The organism is Nonomuraea sp. NPDC049655 (genome assembly GCF_044465465.1).
Taxonomy (GTDB): Bacteria; Actinomycetota; Actinomycetes; order Streptosporangiales; family Streptosporangiaceae; genus Nonomuraea.
The window spans coordinates 148,440-165,657 of record NZ_JBITLS010000010.1 but is presented as its reverse complement, the minus strand read 5'-3'; the positions used below and the strand labels follow the sequence as shown (position 1 = coordinate 165,657).

Genomic DNA, 17,218 nt, shown 5'->3' with positions numbered 1-17,218 from the left:
GACGATCATGCGCGACAACGGAGTCGTGAACGTCGGCCCCGAGCCTTTGAGCTTCGACGACGTCATCAAGGTGGCCCGCCACGGCGCCGCCGTGCAGCTCACCGACGACGCGGTGGCCGCCATGGCGGCCGCCCGCCAGCGGGTGGACGAACTTGCCGAGAGCCCCGTGCCCGCCTACGGCGTCTCCACCGGGTTCGGCGCCCTGGCCACCCGGCACATCGACCCCGCGCTGCGCGCCCAGCTCCAGCGCTCGCTGGTGCGCTCGCACGCGGCGGGCAGCGGCCCCGAGGTGGAGACCGAGGTGGTGCGCGCGCTCATGCTGCTGCGCCTGCACACCCTGGCCACCGGCCACACCGGCATCAGGCCGGGCACCGCCAAGACCCTGGCCGCGCTGCTCACCGCCGGCATCACGCCGGTCGTGCACGAGTACGGCAGCCTCGGCTGCTCCGGCGACCTCGCGCCGCTGGCCCACGTGGCGCTGACGCTGATGGGCGAGGGCGTCGTCCGCGACGCCGCGGGGGAGCTCCAGCCCGCCGGGGAGGCGCTCAAGCAGGCCGGCATCGAGCCGGTCGAGCTGGCCGCCAAGGAGGGCCTGGCCCTGATCAACGGCACCGACGGCATGCTGGGCATGCTCATCCTGGCCATCTCCGACCTCACCAGGCTGGTCAGGACCGCCGACATCAGCGCGGCGATGAGCGTCGAGGCGCTGCTCGGCACCGACCGCGTCTTCATGCCGGAGCTCCAGGCCCTGCGCCCGCACCCCGGCCTGGCCAGGTCCGCCGCCAACATGACCAAGATCCTGGCCGGCTCCGGCGTCATGGCCAGCCATCGCGACCCGCAGGCGTGCACCCGCGTCCAGGACGCGTACTCGCTGCGCTGCGCCCCGCAGGTCGCCGGCGCCGCCCGTGACACGATCGCGCACGCCGCCACCGTGGCCGGCTGGGAGCTGGCCAGCGCCGTGGACAACCCGGCCGTGCTGGACGACGGCCGGGTGGAGTCCAACGGCAACTTCCACGGCGCGCCCGTGGGCTACGTGCTCGACTTCCTCGCCGTCGTGGCCGCCGACCTGGCCTCGATGTCCGAACGCCGCACCGACCGCTTCCTCGACGTGGCCCGCAACCACGGCCTGCCCGCGTTCCTGGCCGACGACCCCGGCGTCGACTCCGGGCACATGATCGCCCAGTACACCCAGGCCGCGATCGTCTCGGAGCTGAAGCGGCTGGCCGTGCCCGCCAGCGTCGACTCCATCCCCAGCTCGGCCATGCAGGAGGACCACGTCTCCATGGGCTGGTCGGCGGCGCGCAAGCTGCGCAGGTCGATCGACGGGCTGACGCGGGTGCTGGCCGTCGAGGTGCTCACCGCGGCCCGCGCGCTCGACCTGCGCGCCCCCCTGGAGCCCGCGCCGGCGACCGCGGCCGTGGTCAGGGCGCTGCGCGAGAACGTGCCCGCGCCGGGCCCCGACCGCTTCCTCGCGCCGGAGATCGAGTCCGCCGTGCGGCTGGTGGCCGAGGGCGGCGTCGTGGCCGCGGCGGAGTCGGTCACCGGGCCGCTCGACTAGCCCCTCCCGCTCAGCGGGGGAGGGCGACGATCAGGTCCATCTCCATCACCAGCCCCGGCCGGAACAGCTTCGACACCTCGACGGTCGTGCTGGCCGGGGGAGTGCCGGTGACGTACCGGTTGCGCACGTCCCTGAGCTGGAGGATGTCGTCCATGTCCGTCAGGTACGTGCGGATGAAGGCGACGTCCTGCCAGGTCGCGCCCTGGTCGGCCAGGATGCGCGTGGTGACCGCGAAGATGTGCTCGGCCTGGTCCTTGAGCGAGCCGGGGGCGACCACGTGCCCCTGCTCGTCGAAGGCGGCCTGGCCGGAGACGTAGAGCATGTCGCCGACCCGCACGGCGTGCGAGTACGCGCCGTTCGTGGCCGGGATCGTGGACAGGTTCAGCGGCACCGCGCGCGCGGCGGGCGCGGTGCCGCTGCCGCTGCCGGTGTCGGTGTCGGTGCCGCTGTCGGTGGCGGTGGCGGTGGCGGGGGCGCCGCCGACGTGCTCGGCCACCGCCGTCAGGTCGCGTTCGCCCAGCCCGGCCGCCCGCGCGTCCTGGAGGCGTCGCCGGGCGGTCGTGGCCATCGACGCGCCCTCCCACGCCGCCAGCTCCAGGTCCTTGGCGGCCAGGCCGAGCGAGTACCGGGTCTCGGCGGCGGGCGTGCGCAGCCGTTCGGCGACCTGGCCGAGCGGCGTGCCGGCCAGCACGTCGAGCAGCGCGTCCCGGTCCACGCCGTGCGCCGCCCCGTACGCCAGCGTCTCGGCGACCAGCACCTGCGCGGGCACGATCGCGCTCATGACGGCGATCTTCATCGCCGCGCCGGACCCCAGCGGCCCGGTCTCGCGCACGCCGCCGAAGACCGACAACACCTCGCGGCAGCCCGACACGTCGCCGCCGGCCAGCACCACCAGCGAGCCGTCCGCCGCCGGGCCCACGCTGCCCAGCACCGGCGCGTCCACCAGCGCGACCGACGCGGGCAGCAGCTCACGCAGCTCGCGCACCGCCTCCGGGCCGATCGTGGACATCTCCACCACCGTCGCGCCGGGCCGCAGACCGGGCAGCGCGGCCGTCAGCACCTCGCGCACCGCCGCCGGATCGCTGAGCATGCTGATCACCAGCTCGGCGCCCTCCACCGCCTCGGCGGCCGCCACACCGGTCCCACGCCGCCACGTCGTCACCTTGTGCCCGGCCTCCACGAGTCGCCGAGCCATGGGGACGCCCATGCGTCCCTGTCCGAGAAATGCAATCACGGGAACAGTGAACAGGGATGCGAGGTATTCCACCACCGACTAGATTGCATGGCAGCCATGCATGAGACGAATGCCTTCGACCTCCAAGCCCTCCGCCTCTTCGACGAGGTGGCCAGGAGCGGTTCCTTCACCGCCGCCGCCGAGCTGCTCGGCTACACACAGTCGGCGGTCTCCCGGCGCATCGCCGCGCTGGAACGGGCCGGCGGCGGCCCCCTGTTCGAACGCCTGGCGCGCGGCGTGCGCCTGACCCCCGCCGGCACGGCCCTGCACCGGCACGCCGTCGCCGTGCTCGACCGGCTGGCCCGCGCCGGCGAGGAACTGGCCGCCATCCACGCCGGGCGCGGCGGCACGCTGCGCGTGGGCGCGTTCGCCACCGCCAACGTCGACCTCATGCCCTCCACACTGAAGCGCTTCCTGGCCGCCCATCCCGGCGTCGAGCTGCGGATGACGGAGGCGCTGACCTCGCGGCTCATGGAACGCCTGCACGCCGGGGCGCTCGACGTGGCCGTGATCAGCGACTACCCGGCCGGACTGCCCGCCGAGGACGCCCGGCTCGTCCGGCTCTGCCAGGACCGGCTGCTCGTCGCGCTGCCCGCCGGTCACCCGCTGGCCGCCGAGCCCGACGTGGACCTGCGCGACCTGGCCGAGGAGAGCTGGATCGAGGCCGCGCCGCGCGGGCAGCCGACGCCGCTGGTGGCCGCGTGCGCCGCCGCCGGGTTCACGCCGCGCGGCGGGCTGCGGGTGGCCGAATGGTCGGGCAAGTTCGGGTTCGTCGCCGCCGGGTTCGGCGTGACGCTGGTGCCCGAGCTGGCCGCGCGGGCGGTGCCGCCGAACCTGGTGCTCAAGCCGCTGCGCGAGGCCACCCCCGTCCGCACGGTGTACGCGGCCCTTCCCGAGGTTCCCCTGCCCTCCGCGCTGCAACTGGTCGAGATGCTGGGACAATGGGAGATGTGTACGACGGTTTCGCCCACTTAAACGGTCATCTCGCCACCGGACTCCGCGACGTGACGACCGACCTCGCCGCCCTCGACGGCGAGGGCTGGTGGGCCGTCGTCGTCGACTACGAGGGCACGGCGACCTGCGCCCGCTTCGACCGCGTGCGCCCGTCCGCGCTGCCCTCGCCCAGGAGCCCTTGGCACGGTCCACATCCGGGCCAGTGGCATACCTCGCTCGACCGGGCCGCCTACGAACGCGGCGTGCGCGCGATCCGCGACCACATCGAGCGGGGCGAGGTCTACCAGGCCAACCTCTGCCGCGTCCTGTCCGCACCCGTCCCGCCCGGCGCCGATCCGCTGGCGCTGGCCGCGCGGCTGGCCGAGGGCAACCCGGCCCCGTACGCCGCCGTCGTCGACGTGCCCGGGCTGAGCGTGGTGTCGGCCTCGCCGGAGCTCTACCTGTCGCGCGAGGGCGACGTCGTGGAGTCCGGCCCCATCAAGGGCACCGGCGTCACCGCCGCCGACCTGCTGGAGAAGGACTACGCCGAGAACGTCATGATCGTCGACCTGGTCCGCAACGACCTGGGCCGGGTCGCGGCGGTCGGCTCGGTCGAGGTGCCCTCCCTGTGCGCGGTCGAGGAGCATCCGGGTCTCGTCCACCTCGTCTCCACCGTGCGGGCCAGGCTCGCGCCAGGAGCGGGCTGGCCGGAGCTGTTCGCCGCCACTTTCCCGCCCGGGTCTGTCACGGGCGCGCCCAAGTCGTCCGCTCTGCGCATCATCAATGAGCTCGAACCGGTCCCCCGGGGGCCCTACTGTGGTGCCGTGGGCTGGGTCGACGCCGACCGGGGCAGGGCGGCGCTGGCCGTGGGCATCAGAACATTCTGGATCTCAGCAGGCGAGATCCGCTTCGGCACCGGCGCGGGCATCACGTGGGGCAGCGACCCCGCGCGTGAATGGTCCGAGACCGAGCTGAAGGCGTCCAGGCTCATCTCACTGGCATCCTCAGGAGGAAACGCATGAACATCCCTGTCTGGGTCAACGGGGAACTGATCGACCCCGCGCAGGCCACCGTGTCCGTGTTCGACCACGGGCTCATGGTCGGCGACGGCGTCTTCGAGACGATCAAGATCGTCGACGGCGAGTCGTTCGCGCTCACCCGGCACCTCGACCGGCTCACCCTCTCGGCCCAGCGCATGGACCTGCCCGAGCCCGACGTCGAGGCCATCGCCGAAGGCGTCGGCAAGCTGCTGGCGGCCGCCCCCGCCTGGTCGCTCGGCCGCATCCGCATCACCTACACCAGCGGTCCTGGCCCGCTCGGCTCCGACCGGGGCAACCAGGGAACCACCTCGATCGTCATCGTCGACGAGCAGAAGCCGTTCCCCGAGACCGCCAACGTGGCCGTCGTCCCCTGGCCGCGCAACGAGCGCGGCGCGCTGTCCGGCGTCAAGAGCACCTCCTACGGCGACAACGCCAAGGCCCTGCTGCACGCCAAGAACCAGGGCGCCGGGGAGGCGATCTTCGGCAACCTCGCGGGCGACCTGTGCGAGGGCACCGGCTCCAACATCTTCATCGTGCGCGACGGCCGCCTGATCACCCCCACGCTCGCCTCCGGCTGCCTGGCCGGCGTCACCCGCGCGCTGGTGCTCGAATGGTGCGGCGGCGAGGAGACCGACGTCCCGCTGCAGGCCCTGTACGAGGCCGAGGAGGCGTTCCTCACCTCCACCACCCGCGACATCCAGCCGATCAGGCTGGTCGACCGGACCGAGCTGCCCACCGCGCCCGGCCCGATCACCGCCAAGGCCATGCGGATCTTCGCTGAGCGCGCCGCCGCCGACCTCAACCCCTGACCCGCCCTCGACAGGGCCCCGCCTCCGGGGCCCTGTCCCTTCATCCGTCAGTACGACTTCTGCGTCTGGACGTTGAACTCGTCCATCTTCACCTGTTTGGCCGGATCGGTGACCGGGTCGTCGATGCGCAGCACGTCCAGGCCCTCGCGCATGTCGCTGGAGTAGATGTAGCCGTTGTAGTAGTAGGCCGACCACGAGCCGGCGATGCCGCCCTCCGGGTACGGACGCCGCTCGAAGAAGCCGATCTCCTTCGGGTTGGCCGAGTCGGTGAAGTCCCAGATCGACACCCCGCCCTGGTACCACGACTGGACCATGACGTCCTTGCCCTTCACCGGGATCAGCGAGCCGTTGTGGGCCACGCAGTTCTCGTCCTTCTCCTGGTTCCGCGGGATCTTGAAGTAGCCGCGCCGCTCCAGCTTGCCGTTCACCAGGTCGTACACGGCGTCGGCGCCCTTGGTGCGCGGCGTGCCGGCGTCGCAGGTGGCCTGGCTGCCGCCGCCCAGCTCGTCCCCGAAGACGACCTTCGTCGCGTCGTTGTTGAACGTCGCCGAGTGCCAGATCTGGAAGTTCTCGGTGTCGCGGATCTGCTGGATCACCCGTGGGTTGACCGGGTCGGAGATGTCGAGCAGCACGCCGTCGCCGAAGCAGGCCGCCGCGGCGAGCTTCTTCTCCGGGTAGGCGGTGATGTCGTGGCAGCCGGCGAACATCTCGGTGTTCTGCTGCTGGGGGAAGATGTTCGGCTGCGCCACGACCTTGGCGGACCTGGGGTCGTCGAGCGGGATCTCCACGATCTGGATGTTCTGGTGCGGCGCCGGGCACGTCCGCGAGTCCGGCTCCGGGCCGGGGGAGGAGACGTAGACGTAGAGCTTGTCGTCGGTGGGCACCATGGTGTGCGTGTGGGAGCCGCAGTCCGTGCGCACCGCGCCGACGTAGCGCGGGCTCTTCTTGTCGCTGACGTCGAAGAGGCGCAGGCCCTCCCAGTCGCGGGAGTTCTCGCCGGAGTCGCAGCCCTCGCCGTCGCGCGGCTCGTCGATCGACAGGATCAGCAGGTCGCCGTGCACGCTGACGTCGTTCTGCTGCGCCGGGCAGGACACCTGGCTCACCGTCTTCGGCTTGGCCGGGTCACTGATGTCGTAGATCGTGAAACCGGCGAAGTTCCCGACGAATACGTAATTGCCCTGAAAGGCCAGGTCGGTGTTGAAGCTGTCGTCCCCGGCGAACGGGCCGGAGCGCGGGACGTTCGCCACGTGCTTGACGTTGGCGCTGGTCAGCACCTCGCCCGTGCCTGACGCCGTGCCGGACGCCGTGCCCGACGCCGTGCCGCTCTCCTGCGAGGAGGCCGGCCCCGGATCACCGGCCGACGGCGGTTCCGCCGCGCACGCCGAGGCCAGCAACAACGCCGCGCACAACACCGCTCCGCGCAACTTGGCGAAGATCAACACGCGTCCCCTTTATCTCTCGTGGCTCACTATGGAAGTTATGCCAGCACGTTGGTGGCCGCGTACGATCTCCATCACAGTTGTGATGACATTTGCGCTTTCGGCCTGTTCTCAGCCGCCTGCCCCGGACATCCCGGTCGTCGGGACGGACGCCCCCGTCCTGGTGCCCGCCAGCCCCGGAGCCCCGGCCCGGACGGCCACCCCCGGGGAACGCGTCGGCCCGAGCCCGGCCCCCACCCTCGCCGCCGACGTGCGCTTCGCCCAGGCGATGATCCCGCACCACCGGCAGGCGCTGGAGATGACCTCCCTGGTCGAGGCCCGTACGACCACCCCGGTCATCCGCGCGCTCGCCCGCTCGATCACCGCCGCCCAGACCCCCGAGATCAGGTCCATGACCGTCTGGCTCGCCGAACTCGGCCGCCCGGCCCCCGCCGGCCACGACCACGGCGCGGCGGCCGGCTACGGCATGGCCACCGAACAGCAGCTGAACGCCCTGCGAGGGGCCAAGGGGGCCGCGTTCGACCAGCTGTTCCTGCGCCTGATGACCCGGCACCACCAAGGGGCGGTGAAGATGGCGGGGGAGGAGCTGGCCGGCGGCCGCGACTACCGCATGCGCCTGCTGGCCAGGGACGTCTACTCCGGCCAGAGCATCGAGATCGAACGCATGCGCCAGGCCGCGACCACGCTCCCGTCCCTCCCGTCCTGACGCCGCACATGCCGAGGCCCCGGCGTCGGGGTGGACGCCGGGGCCTCGGATGGCGATGGTTCAGGACGGCCAGAGCATGTTGGTGAGCTCGGCGTCCAGGTCCATGAAATCGGTCTCGCGCCCCGCGGGCACCTTCTCGTACGTCCGGTGGAGGAACTCCGTGAGGGGGGCCAGCGGCACTTCGAAGAGCGCCTGCCCGAACGGCGAGGTGAGGCTGATGTGCAGGGTGCGCTCGCCATCGGCGCGTGCGGGCCATACCTGCACGTCGCCGTCGCCGACCCGCCGCACGATGCCTACGGTCAGCAGTTCACGAGCAAAGATCCACTCGACCGGCTCGTCGTTCCCTACGTGGAAGGCCATGCGGATGGCATACGGATCGTCGGCTGTGTAGCTCAGTCCGGCGAGCAGGGGGACGGTAGTACGGTCGGGGACCACTAGCCGAAGGCCAAGCTCGGCGGAGACGGTGGTGCTGTTCATCGTCAGCCAAACCTTTTCGTCGTAGGTCCCCTCTTCGGGGCTTTCACTGCTCTGACGGACTTCGTCCTGAGCTATGACGCGGAACGAAGAAACCTGTAGGAAAGATTCCGCCTCAAGGGCCTTCTGTAACGCACATCACAGCTGGACATTTGGGCATCTACCTGGCTAAACGGCATCAATCGGGTCGTATTTGCGAGGGTTTTGCTGTTGTAGAGCCTGCCCCGACAGGCTCGACCAAGAACGTTTCTACCGAAAAGATCGCGATCGGTGTCTTCCGGGACACGTCGATGGTATGACACCGACCCACCACGCCGATGGGCAACCGCCGCCTTTCGCTCGAATCCCTCGCGCCAGGAGCTCCCGAAGATCGCCCCGCGACCGCTCCGTTTCGCCACCACCCCGAGAGTGCGGTATGGTTTTCCCCGTCAGCACCGCAAGGCGCCGACAGGGCGGGCGATTAGCTCAGCGGGAGAGCGCTTCGTTCACACCGAAGAGGTCACTGGTTCGATCCCAGTATCGCCCACTCGTAAGTCGCAGGTGAAGGGGTTTCGGAGATCGTCCGAAGCCCCTTCTCTCATGTCCGAGGGTCGACGGGAGCCAGCGGAGAGCCATCCCACTCGGATGCTCAACCCGTCGGCTTCTCAGCCCTCCTCCATGTCCGCCGGGGAAACATCCCCGCGTCCGCGGGGCCTACGCGTACGGCCTGACCAGGGCGGCCACTGTGGAGAGAAGATCCCCGCGTCCGCGGGGCCGACACCGCGCTGCTCGGCAATGTCCAACCCGAGTCGGGAACATCCCCGCGCGGGGATCGTCCCGAGGCGTCCCTGATGCCGAGCCACACCAGCCCGTCGGCCCCGCACGCGCGGGGATCGTCCGAACGTTCACGCCGCGTTCCTGGCGGTCGAGCAGTCGGCCCCGCACGCGGGGATCGTCCGATGAGCGTCAGCGGCCTGGCGGTGCTCGGCACGTCGGCCCCGCACGCGCGTGGATCGTCCGGGCGGCGGTGGCGAGGTCACCGACCTGGAGCCGTCGGCCCCGCACGCGCGGGGGTCGTCCCCACTGGAACTGTGTCACTCCTGGCGCCTACGGGTCGGCTCCGCAGGGCGGGGTCGTCCGTCTGAGCTTGGCAGGGAGTTCCTGAAGGAATGTCGGTCGGCGACGCAGTGCACATGGAGGGACCGGCCGAACGACGATATGTGTGAGAGAACGCCGATCGGTCCATCCCGCTGGCAGCCGAGAATCGTGCGGTTCCAGACCATCGATGGTGAGAGTGAACATAGGGACTATCTCCATAGCGGAGAGGAGCCGCGGGAGCCAATTGGGGGAGCCATCGCCCTTCGATTCCAGCAGGCTTGCCACGTCTTCCTGGGACGTTCTGCCAGGTGAGAGGCGCCCCGATCGACTCACATCGACGTGTTCAGACTGGCCTGCGTTCCTTCACAGGGAAGAGGTCGCTGGTTCGATTACGGGATCGCCCGCTCGTAAGGTGCAGATGGAGGGGTTTTTAGATCATCGAAACCCCTTCTCTCATTTTGAGGGGCCGATCCGGGAACAGTCCCGCTTGGATCTCAATCGTCGGCTTCTCGCCGTGGATGGTGATCCGGCCTTGAGCTGCTGGGTGGCCGGGCCTGGCTCTGTTCGTGGAACGCGACGTCGAGGTGAGCGACGACGGGATCGTGCTCGGCTGCACTGTGCCCTGGAGAACCTTGACCGTCCGCTCACCGTCGAGGAGCCGGCCGTCCATGCCGGCACGACTGTCCGCGGTGTCCACCGCGACCTGCGGGCGGCGACGGGCGCGAGCGCCATGAAGTGGCTGCCGCACAGCCCCGCCCCGCCGGGAGCCGGCAGGGCGTCATCCCTGAAGACGAGCTTCGTCGGGCTCTACCCTCCTGGGTTGAGCCGGGGGTCCTTCTTGCGCCAGAGGCGGCGGGCGTGCGCGGTTGGCAGCGTGAAGGGGGTGAAACGTGCACTCATCATCACCGTCCTGGCTCTCACGCTGGCCGGCTGCGGGTCCACCCCGCCGCAGCGCCTGACCGTCCCGAAGCCGACGGGCCCGCATCCGGTGGGCACCGTCTCGGTCCACCTGGTGGATCGGTCCCGCCCGGATCCCTGGAACGGCTCCGGCAGGAGGCGGGAGCTGATGGTCAGCCTGTGGTATCCGGCCCGGGACGCGCAGGCCCATCCGGTCGCCCCCTGGATGCCGAGGGCGGCGGCGGACCGGTACCTGAAGATGAACGACCTGGAGCCGGGCTCGGTGCTGCTGGACAGGACCGACGGCCACGAGGGCGCGCCCGCCGACACGAGCCTGGGCGAGCTGCCGGTCGTCCTGTACTCGCCGGGCGCCAACGCCTCGCGCGCGTACGGGACCGGCGTCGTCGAGGAGCTGGCCAGCCGGGGATACGCGGTGGTCACCGTCGATCACCCCCATGACGCGGCGGTGGTGGAGTTCCCCGGCGGCCGGGTGGAGACGGGGGCCGAGGTGACCGATTTCGCCAAGGCGGTCGACGTCCGGGTGGCCGACGTGCGTTTCGTTCTGGACAGCTTGCCTGCCCTGGAGGAGAAGGTGCCCGGCCGTGCCGGGAAGCCGGTCTTCGACCTCGCGCGGATCGGGATGTTCGGGCATTCGCTCGGCGGCGCGGCCACCTCCTCCGCCATGTACGCCGACCCGCGGATCAAGGCCGGGCTCGGCCTGGACGGCGCCGTCTTCGGCAAGGTGGCGAAGTCCGGCCTCGACCGGCCGTACATGGTCGTCGACACCGACGGGAAGGGCGGCATGGCCACCAATCCGACACTGCGTGCCTTCTGGGACGGGTTGCGGGGATGGCGGCTCAACGTGACGCTCAAGGGGGCGGCGCACAACTCCTTCGGCGACGACGTCCTGCTTATCCCCATGTCGGCCGGGCCGCTGGGGCTGCGGAAGGAGCAGCTGGAGGAGGTCGTCGGCACGATCTCGGCCGAGCGGGCGCTGGCCTTCCAGCGCGCCTACCCGCTGGCCTTCTTCGAGCAGGCGTTGCGCGGCCGTCCGCAGGCGTTGCTGCGGGGCCCGTCAGCCGCCTTCCCCGAGGTCTCCTACCGCCGCTGACGGCGCCCGCCCGCCGGCCGTGACCACGCCGCCCTCGTAGGCGGCGATGACGAGCTGCGCCCGGTCGTGCGCGGCGAGCTTGGCCAGCAGGCTGCGGACATGGGTCTTGACCGTCGCCTCCCCGATGCCGAGCCGCTCGGCGATCCGCGGGTTGGTCAGCCCCCGGGCCACCAGCACCAGCACCTCGCGCTCCCGTCCGGACACCTGGGCCAGCCCCGCCGCCAGCCGGGCCGGGATCGCGGCGGGCTCGCGCCGGGCGAACTCCGCGATGAGCCGCGTGGTGACCGACGGGGCCAGCAGCGCCTGCCCCTCCCCGACGATGCGCAGCGCCGCCAGCAGGTCGCCGGGGCCGGTGTCCTTGAGCAGGAATCCGCTGGCTCCGGCGCGCAATGCCCCGTAGACGTACTCGTCGAGATCGAACGTGGTCAGCATCAGCACCCGTGTCCCGGCGGTCGCCGGGTCGGCCCGGATCAGCTCGGTGGCCCTGATCCCGTCGAGGCCGGGCATGCGGACGTCCATGAGCACCAGGTCGGGCCGCAGGTCGCGGGCCAGTTCCACGGCCTGCTGCCCGGTGCCGGCCTCGCCGGCGGTGGTCAGGCCGGGGGCGGTGTCGATCAGCCTGCGCAGGCCCGCGCGCAGCAACGCCTGGTCGTCGGCGATCAGTACCGTGAACGTGCTCACCTGTCGTCCTCCCCGGACCCGGACCCGGACCCGGACCCGGATCCGCTCGGCAAGGGCAGTCTCGCGCGGACGGCGAAGCCGCCGCCGGGCTCCGGCCCGGCCGAGAACGTCCCGCCGTGCAGGGTCACCCGCTCTTCCAGCCCGGCCAGCCCGTGTCCTCCCGTACGCGGCGCACCCCCGCGGCCGTCGTCGACGATCTCGACCACCACTTCGCGCCGCGCCCGGGTGACGACGGTCACCCGGCACCGGGCCGGGCCGGCGTGTCTGAGCACGTTCGTCAGCGACTCCTGCACGAGGCGATGGACGACCAGGGCCGCCTCGCCGCCGAGCGCGAGGCCGGGCTCGACGTCGAGCTCCACCCGCACGTCACCGTCCGGGATCGCCGCGACCAGCTCGCGCAGCGTGTCCATCATGCGCGGCGCGCCGTCGTCCCGATCTTCCGGGAGGTCGCGGAGCAGGCCCAGAAGGCGGCGCAAGTCCGTGAGCGCCTTCCGGCTGGTCTGCTCGATGATCGACAACGCCTCCCCGGCCTCCTCGGGGTGCGTGGCGGCGACGTGGTTGGCGATGCCGGCCCGCATGGAGATCAGGCCCATGCTGTGGGCGACGACGTCGTGCACCTCACGAGCCACCCGCAGCCGTTCCGCCGTCGCCGCGGCCTGCGCCGACCGTGCGACGGCCTGCGCGGCGTACGCGCGCTGCTCCCGTACGGCGAGTCCGATCGTCCACGCCAGAGCGAGCAGCAGCCAGGCGAATCCGCACGCCGAGGCCGCCTCCGTCCAGGAGGGGGCGCCGATCGCGGCGCCGGCGGCGGTCACCGTCAGCGCGGCCACCAGCGCCGTCACCGCCGTCCGGCGCGCCTGCAGCAGCGCCACCGCGTGCAGGGCGACGGCCAAGGGCACGAACGCCTCCTGCCACCCGGCGAACGGCGCGATCACCGCCGCCAGCAGGACCGCCGCGCACACCGGCACGGGCCACCGGCGCCGCACCGCCGTCGGCAGGCAGGCCAGCGCGATCACCGGCACGGCCACGAAGGGCGGCACCCCCGCGGACCCGGGCGCCAGCACTGCCGGCACCGAGAACCCGGCGGCTAGGGGGACGGCCGCGAACACGTCGAGGGCGACCCAGTGTCCCGGCCGCAGCCTGCGCGCGATCAAGGGACGCCGTTCGGCCATGCGCCCACCCTAGACGGGCCGGCCTCGGCGGCGGGCGTGATGTGGATCATGAAGCTGGCGCCGCTCCTCGGTGGATGGTGTTCCGCTGCGGGATCTAGGGTGCGGGCATGTCGTACGTGCTCCACGGTGTCGTCGGTGAGTTCGACCGTCTCCGCTCCCTGTCGGGTGAAGTGCCACGGGCTGTGGTGGCGCCTCTCGGGCAACGCCTGGGGCTGCTGCCGGTGACCGACGAGATCTTCGGCGAGCCGGCCGGCGCGCGGCAGGAGAGCGGGCCGTTCACGCTCATGTCCCCGGGGCTCGCCGGAAGGCTGAAGGACTGGTCCCGCGGCGGCCATGTCGCCTACGTGGAAGCGGACTTCTGGGGTGGCAGCGGCAGCCAGGCCGCCGCCCTGTGGGAGAACGGCCGTCGCAGCTGGGGGCCCGAGCACGCCTCGATCCAGGCCGGACCGCTGCGCGACGACTGGCCGATCAACGCCGTGCTCGCGCGCCTCGGAGCGGTCAGAGCAGGTGCGGCGGACCTGTTCGACGCGGTCGGCCTCGGGCGGGAACGCGACATGGAGGGGTGGCGCCGGGCGGCCCTGGACGCCCCCGGTTACGACGCGTGGGAGGCCGCATGCCGCGCCAGGGAGGAGGCCGACGCCCGCGCCGCCGCCGAACGTGACAGGTACGCCAGGCGTGACGACGTCCCCGTCGTGCTCGACGGCAGGACGGTGATGCGGCTGCTCGGCCTCCCGCCCTCCCCGATGGTGGGGGCCGCGATCCGGCATCTCCAGGAGGTACACCTGGAACGCGGTCCCCTCACCCGGGACGAGGCCGCCACCGAGCTTCGCCGCTGGGCCCGGAGCTTCCGCAGCACCCGATGACGCACGATGCTCCCGGCGGCACTGACGTGCCGGTGGCGTCCGCCCGAGCGCCAGGCCGAGACGGCCGCTCGCGGCGATTTGGCCCATCCAAATGACCGGGAGTTGGCTCTAGGTTGACGCTGATGTCGCCCCCCTAAGATCCACGATCATGAATTCTTTTCCGATGCGTCTCATCGCCGCGGGCGCCTTCGTGGCGATGGCCGCGGCGGCCACACCCGCGTACGCCGCCGCGCCCGCCGGCGACGCCGTGGTGAACGGTTCGCTGGACAACGGGGTCAAGGGCTGGTGGGCGTCCAAGAACACGCCGATCAAGGTGACGGGCGGGCGCCTGTGCGCCCAGGTGCCCGCGGGGGGTGACAACGTGTGGGCCGCGATGGTGGGGCAGAGCGGCATCGAGGTCCGGGGCGGCCAGACCTACCAGTTGAGCTTCGAGGCGACCGCCACGAAGACGACGAGGATCAGGTCGCTGGTCCAGGGCGGCGGCACGAAGCCCGCCGCGATCGTGGACGGCTACCCCGAGGTCGGCGGCAGCTCCAAGAAGTTCACCTACGCGGCCACGGCCAAGGTGTCGGACTCGGAGGCTCAGGTGTTGTTCCAGGTGGGCGGTGCGGACGCGCCGTACACGTTGTGCCTGGACAATGTCTCCCTCGTGCCCGTGCACCAGAGCGTGGTGAACGGTTCGCTGGACAACGGGGTCAAGGGCTGGTGGGCGTCCAAGAACACGCCGCTCAAGGTGACGGGCGGGCGCCTGTGCGCCCAGGTCCCCGCGGGCGGTGACAACGTGTGGGCCTCGATGGTCGGGCAGAGCGGCATCGCCGTGGAGGCCGGGAAGACGTACCGGCTGAGCTTCAAGGCGTCGGCGACGCGGCCGGTGAAGATCAGGTCGGTGGTCCAGGACAGCGGCTCGAAGCCCGCCGCGATCGTGGACGGCTACCCCGAGGTGGGCACCGGGTCCAGGACCTACTCCTACCAGAACACCGCCAAGACCTCGGACCAGGAGGCCCAGGTGTTGTTCCAGGTGGGCGGTGCGGACGCGCCGTACACGCTGTGCCTGGACGACATCCTGCTCACCGACTAGAACGCCGGCGCAGCGGTCCGGCCGTCCTGGCGCGAGCCCGGCGGACCGCTGCGCCGGTGGGGCCGCCGGTCACCGAGGCTCGTCCGGCACGCCGGTGACCGGCACACCGCCCTGCGCCGCCGCGCGTGCCCGCTGCTTCTTCTCGCGGATGACCGCGTGGGCGTCGGCGACGGGGCCGAGGTGCCGGAGCTTGTCGGGGTTGACGATCGAGCGGATGGTCTGGATGCGTCCGTCCAGGATGTCGAGCGTCCAGATGCTGACGATCCGGCCGTCGCGGTCGCGGATGATCGCGCCCGGCTGGCCGTTCACCTCGTGCGCCTCCAGCACCGCGCCGATCCGGGCGAACGGCGCGACGGCGGCGGACAGCACGCGCGCCACCTTCGCGAGGCCGAGGACGGGCAGCGTGCCGCCGATCTTGCCGCCGCCGTCGTTGACCAGCCGGACGTCGGCGGCCAGCAGTTCCCGCAGCCCTTCGACGTCCCCCTCCCTGAGCGCGCCGAAGAACCGCCCGGCAAGCAGGTCCCGGGACCGGCGATCGGCCTGGAAGCGGGGGCGGCCCGCGTCCATGTGGCGGCGCGCCTGCACCGCGAGCTGGCGGCAGGCCGCCTCCGACCGCTCCACGGCGGAGGCGATCTCCCGGTGGCTGAAGGCGAACACCTCGCGCAGCACGAAGACCGCGCGCTCCAGCGGGCTCAGCCGCTCCAGCAGGATCAGCGCCGCCATCGACACCGAGTCGGCCAGCTCCGCCGACCGCTCCGGGTCCTGGTAGGGGTCGGTCAGCAGCGGTTCGGGGAACCACGGCCCGACGTAGGCCTCGCGCCGGACGCGGGCCGAGCGCAGCACGTCGATCGAGATCCGGGTCACCGTCGCCGACAGGAAGGCCTTGGGCGAGTCGGGCTGGGATGCGGCGCCCTCGTAGCGCAGCCAGGTCTCCTGGACGGCGTCCTCGGCTTCGCTCACACTGCCCAGGATCCGGTAGGCGATCGCGAACAGCAGCGGTCGTAGCTCCTGGAACTCCTCGGTGCGGGTCACGCCGACCATTGGTACCACCATGGCTGGACAAAGGCGACAAAGTGTTGCAGGTCACACTCGCCCGAGCTCACATCCGTGCGGGGCTGTCTCGTCCAGGGGGTGTAACAGCTGAAAGGAGCGCAGCATGCAGAAGGTCTGGTTCGTCACCGGCTCGTCCCGCGGCCTGGGCCGCCACTTCGTGGCGGCCGCCCTGTCGCGCGGTGACCGGGTCGCCGCCACCGCCCGGAGCACCGCCAGCCTGAAGGAGCTGGTCGACGTCCACGGCGACGCGGTGCTCCCGCTGGAGATGGACGTGACCGACAGGGCCGCGGTCTTCGAGAGCGTGCGGCGAGCGAAGGAGCACTTCGGCCGGCTCGACGTCATCGTGAACAACGCCGGTTACGCCCAGGTCGGCGCGGTCGAGGAGCTGACCGAGCAGGACCTGCGCGACCAGCTGGAGACCAACCTGTTCGGCGCGGTGTGGGTGGTCCAGGCCGCGCTGCCGTACCTGCGCGAGCAGCGCTCGGGGCACATCATCCAGCTGTCCTCGGCCGCCGGGGTCATCGCCATGCCGCTCGGCGGCGCCTACCACGCCTCCAAGTGGGCCCTGGAGGGGCTGAACGAGGCGCTCGCCGGCGAGGTCGCCGAGTTCGGCGTCAAGGTGACCATCGTCGAGCCCGGCGGCTTCGCCACCCGGAACGGCAATAACCCCGACCCGCTCGCCAACGGCCACATGGCCACGACCGACCCGGCCTACGACGGTCTCCGCGAGCGCCTCGGTGCGATGGCGGGAAAGATGCCCGCGGGGGACCCGGCCGCCGCGGCGCAGGCGCTCCTGAAGCTCGTCGACTCCGCCAACCCGCCCATGCGGGTGCTGTTCGGCAAGGGCTTCCACCCGCTGATCCAGCAGGCCTACGCCGACCGGCTCCAGACCTGGGCCGACTGGCAGGACCTGTCGATCGAGGCGCACGGCCCGCTCCGAGCCGGCTGACCGGCCTGCTCGGTCCTGACCCCTGACAAGAACATCGGTCCTGACGCCTGACAAGAACATCGGTCTTGCCCCCTGACAAAAGTAAGGGTCCGAGCCTGTCTTTCGGGCATGTGGGGGGTGGTGGCGTCATTTCTACAGTTCTGT

The 17,218-nt window shown here is 71.6% G+C and carries 15 protein-coding genes and 1 tRNA gene; 10 read left to right on the top strand and 6 right to left on the bottom strand.

The features are described from left to right. The first annotated feature begins 7 nt into the window (after positions 1-7). The gene (hutH, locus tag ACIBQ6_RS30455; RefSeq protein ID WP_358285601.1) at positions 8-1,558 is read left to right on the top strand and encodes a histidine ammonia-lyase; all 1,551 of its coding nucleotides are present in this window, start codon (positions 8-10) and stop codon (positions 1,556-1,558) included. A gap of 10 nt (positions 1,559-1,568) precedes the next feature. Here the strand turns inward: hutH and ACIBQ6_RS30450 are convergent, their stop codons facing one another. Then, positions 1,569-2,792 (bottom strand): Rid family hydrolase, encoded by a 1,224-nt coding sequence (locus tag ACIBQ6_RS30450; RefSeq protein ID WP_397216061.1) that lies wholly within the window; start codon positions 2,790-2,792, stop codon positions 1,569-1,571. 57 nt (positions 2,793-2,849) lie between these two features. On the opposite strand from ACIBQ6_RS30450, the gene ACIBQ6_RS30445 reads away from it, so the two are divergent. From ACIBQ6_RS30445 to ACIBQ6_RS30435, 3 genes are read left to right on the top strand one after another with little or no spacing between them, the layout of a single operon-like run. Next, positions 2,850-3,767 carry a LysR family transcriptional regulator gene (locus ACIBQ6_RS30445; protein ID WP_397165748.1) on the top strand — a complete coding sequence of 306 codons (918 nt, stop codon included), beginning with the start codon at positions 2,850-2,852 and terminating at the stop codon, positions 3,765-3,767. Between the two features lie 29 nt (positions 3,768-3,796). Further along, the gene (locus ACIBQ6_RS30440) at positions 3,797-4,747 is read left to right on the top strand and encodes a chorismate-binding protein (RefSeq protein WP_358285607.1); all 951 of its coding nucleotides are present in this window, start codon (positions 3,797-3,799) and stop codon (positions 4,745-4,747) included. Next, positions 4,744-5,574: an aminotransferase class IV gene (locus tag ACIBQ6_RS30435; RefSeq protein WP_397216059.1), complete on the top strand. Its 831-nt coding sequence runs from the start codon at positions 4,744-4,746 to the stop codon at positions 5,572-5,574. Before ACIBQ6_RS30440 ends, ACIBQ6_RS30435 begins: the two co-directional genes overlap by 4 nt. A gap of 47 nt (positions 5,575-5,621) precedes the next feature. Here the strand turns inward: ACIBQ6_RS30435 and ACIBQ6_RS30430 are convergent, their stop codons facing one another. After that, on the bottom strand, positions 5,622-7,013 hold the full coding sequence (locus tag ACIBQ6_RS30430) for an LVIVD repeat-containing protein (RefSeq protein WP_397216340.1): 1,392 nt from the start codon (positions 7,011-7,013) through the stop codon (positions 5,622-5,624). 85 nt (positions 7,014-7,098) lie between these two features. Here ACIBQ6_RS30430 and ACIBQ6_RS30425 point away from each other — a divergent pair, with 85 nt between their 5' ends. Beyond that, on the top strand, positions 7,099-7,719 hold the full coding sequence (locus ACIBQ6_RS30425) for a DUF305 domain-containing protein (protein WP_397216057.1): 621 nt from the start codon (positions 7,099-7,101) through the stop codon (positions 7,717-7,719). Positions 7,720-7,779: 60 nt separating this feature from the next. On the opposite strand, the gene ACIBQ6_RS30420 is transcribed toward ACIBQ6_RS30425, so the two are convergent. After that, positions 7,780-8,196 (bottom strand): SsgA family sporulation/cell division regulator, encoded by a 417-nt coding sequence (locus ACIBQ6_RS30420; protein WP_020547189.1) that lies wholly within the window; start codon positions 8,194-8,196, stop codon positions 7,780-7,782. Between the two features lie 451 nt (positions 8,197-8,647). On the opposite strand from ACIBQ6_RS30420, the gene ACIBQ6_RS30415 reads away from it, so the two are divergent. Further along, positions 8,648-8,719, top strand: a tRNA-Val gene (locus ACIBQ6_RS30415). Between the two features lie 1,434 nt (positions 8,720-10,153). Further along, a complete protein-coding gene (locus ACIBQ6_RS30410) occupies positions 10,154-11,278 on the top strand; it encodes an alpha/beta hydrolase family protein (protein ID WP_397216055.1) in 1,125 nt (374 codons plus the stop codon). Here ACIBQ6_RS30410 and ACIBQ6_RS30405 read toward each other — a convergent pair. Together ACIBQ6_RS30405 and ACIBQ6_RS30400 are read right to left on the bottom strand one after the other, a co-directional pair. Beyond that, positions 11,243-11,959 carry a response regulator gene (locus ACIBQ6_RS30405; protein ID WP_397216053.1) on the bottom strand — a complete coding sequence of 239 codons (717 nt, stop codon included), beginning with the start codon at positions 11,957-11,959 and terminating at the stop codon, positions 11,243-11,245. The genes ACIBQ6_RS30410 and ACIBQ6_RS30405 overlap by 36 nt on opposite strands. After that, on the bottom strand, positions 11,956-13,131 hold the full coding sequence (locus tag ACIBQ6_RS30400; RefSeq protein ID WP_397216051.1) for a sensor histidine kinase: 1,176 nt from the start codon (positions 13,129-13,131) through the stop codon (positions 11,956-11,958). Before ACIBQ6_RS30400 ends, ACIBQ6_RS30405 begins: the two co-directional genes overlap by 4 nt. Before the next feature lie 107 nt (positions 13,132-13,238). On the opposite strand from ACIBQ6_RS30400, the gene ACIBQ6_RS30395 reads away from it, so the two are divergent. Together ACIBQ6_RS30395 and ACIBQ6_RS30390 are read left to right on the top strand one after the other, a co-directional pair. Continuing rightward, positions 13,239-13,994: a hypothetical protein gene (locus ACIBQ6_RS30395; RefSeq protein ID WP_397216049.1), complete on the top strand. Its 756-nt coding sequence runs from the start codon at positions 13,239-13,241 to the stop codon at positions 13,992-13,994. 148 nt (positions 13,995-14,142) lie between these two features. After that, positions 14,143-15,072 carry a carbohydrate binding domain-containing protein gene (locus tag ACIBQ6_RS30390; protein ID WP_397216047.1) on the top strand — a complete coding sequence of 310 codons (930 nt, stop codon included), beginning with the start codon at positions 14,143-14,145 and terminating at the stop codon, positions 15,070-15,072. Between the two features lie 69 nt (positions 15,073-15,141). Here the strand turns inward: ACIBQ6_RS30390 and ACIBQ6_RS30385 are convergent, their stop codons facing one another. Further along, positions 15,142-16,104 carry an RNA polymerase sigma-70 factor gene (locus ACIBQ6_RS30385; RefSeq protein ID WP_397216338.1) on the bottom strand — a complete coding sequence of 321 codons (963 nt, stop codon included), beginning with the start codon at positions 16,102-16,104 and terminating at the stop codon, positions 15,142-15,144. 124 nt (positions 16,105-16,228) lie between these two features. On the opposite strand from ACIBQ6_RS30385, the gene ACIBQ6_RS30380 reads away from it, so the two are divergent. Continuing rightward, positions 16,229-17,074, top strand: a complete 846-nt coding sequence (locus ACIBQ6_RS30380; protein ID WP_397216045.1) for an SDR family NAD(P)-dependent oxidoreductase — start codon at positions 16,229-16,231, stop codon at positions 17,072-17,074. Positions 17,075-17,218: the final 144 nt, after the last annotated feature.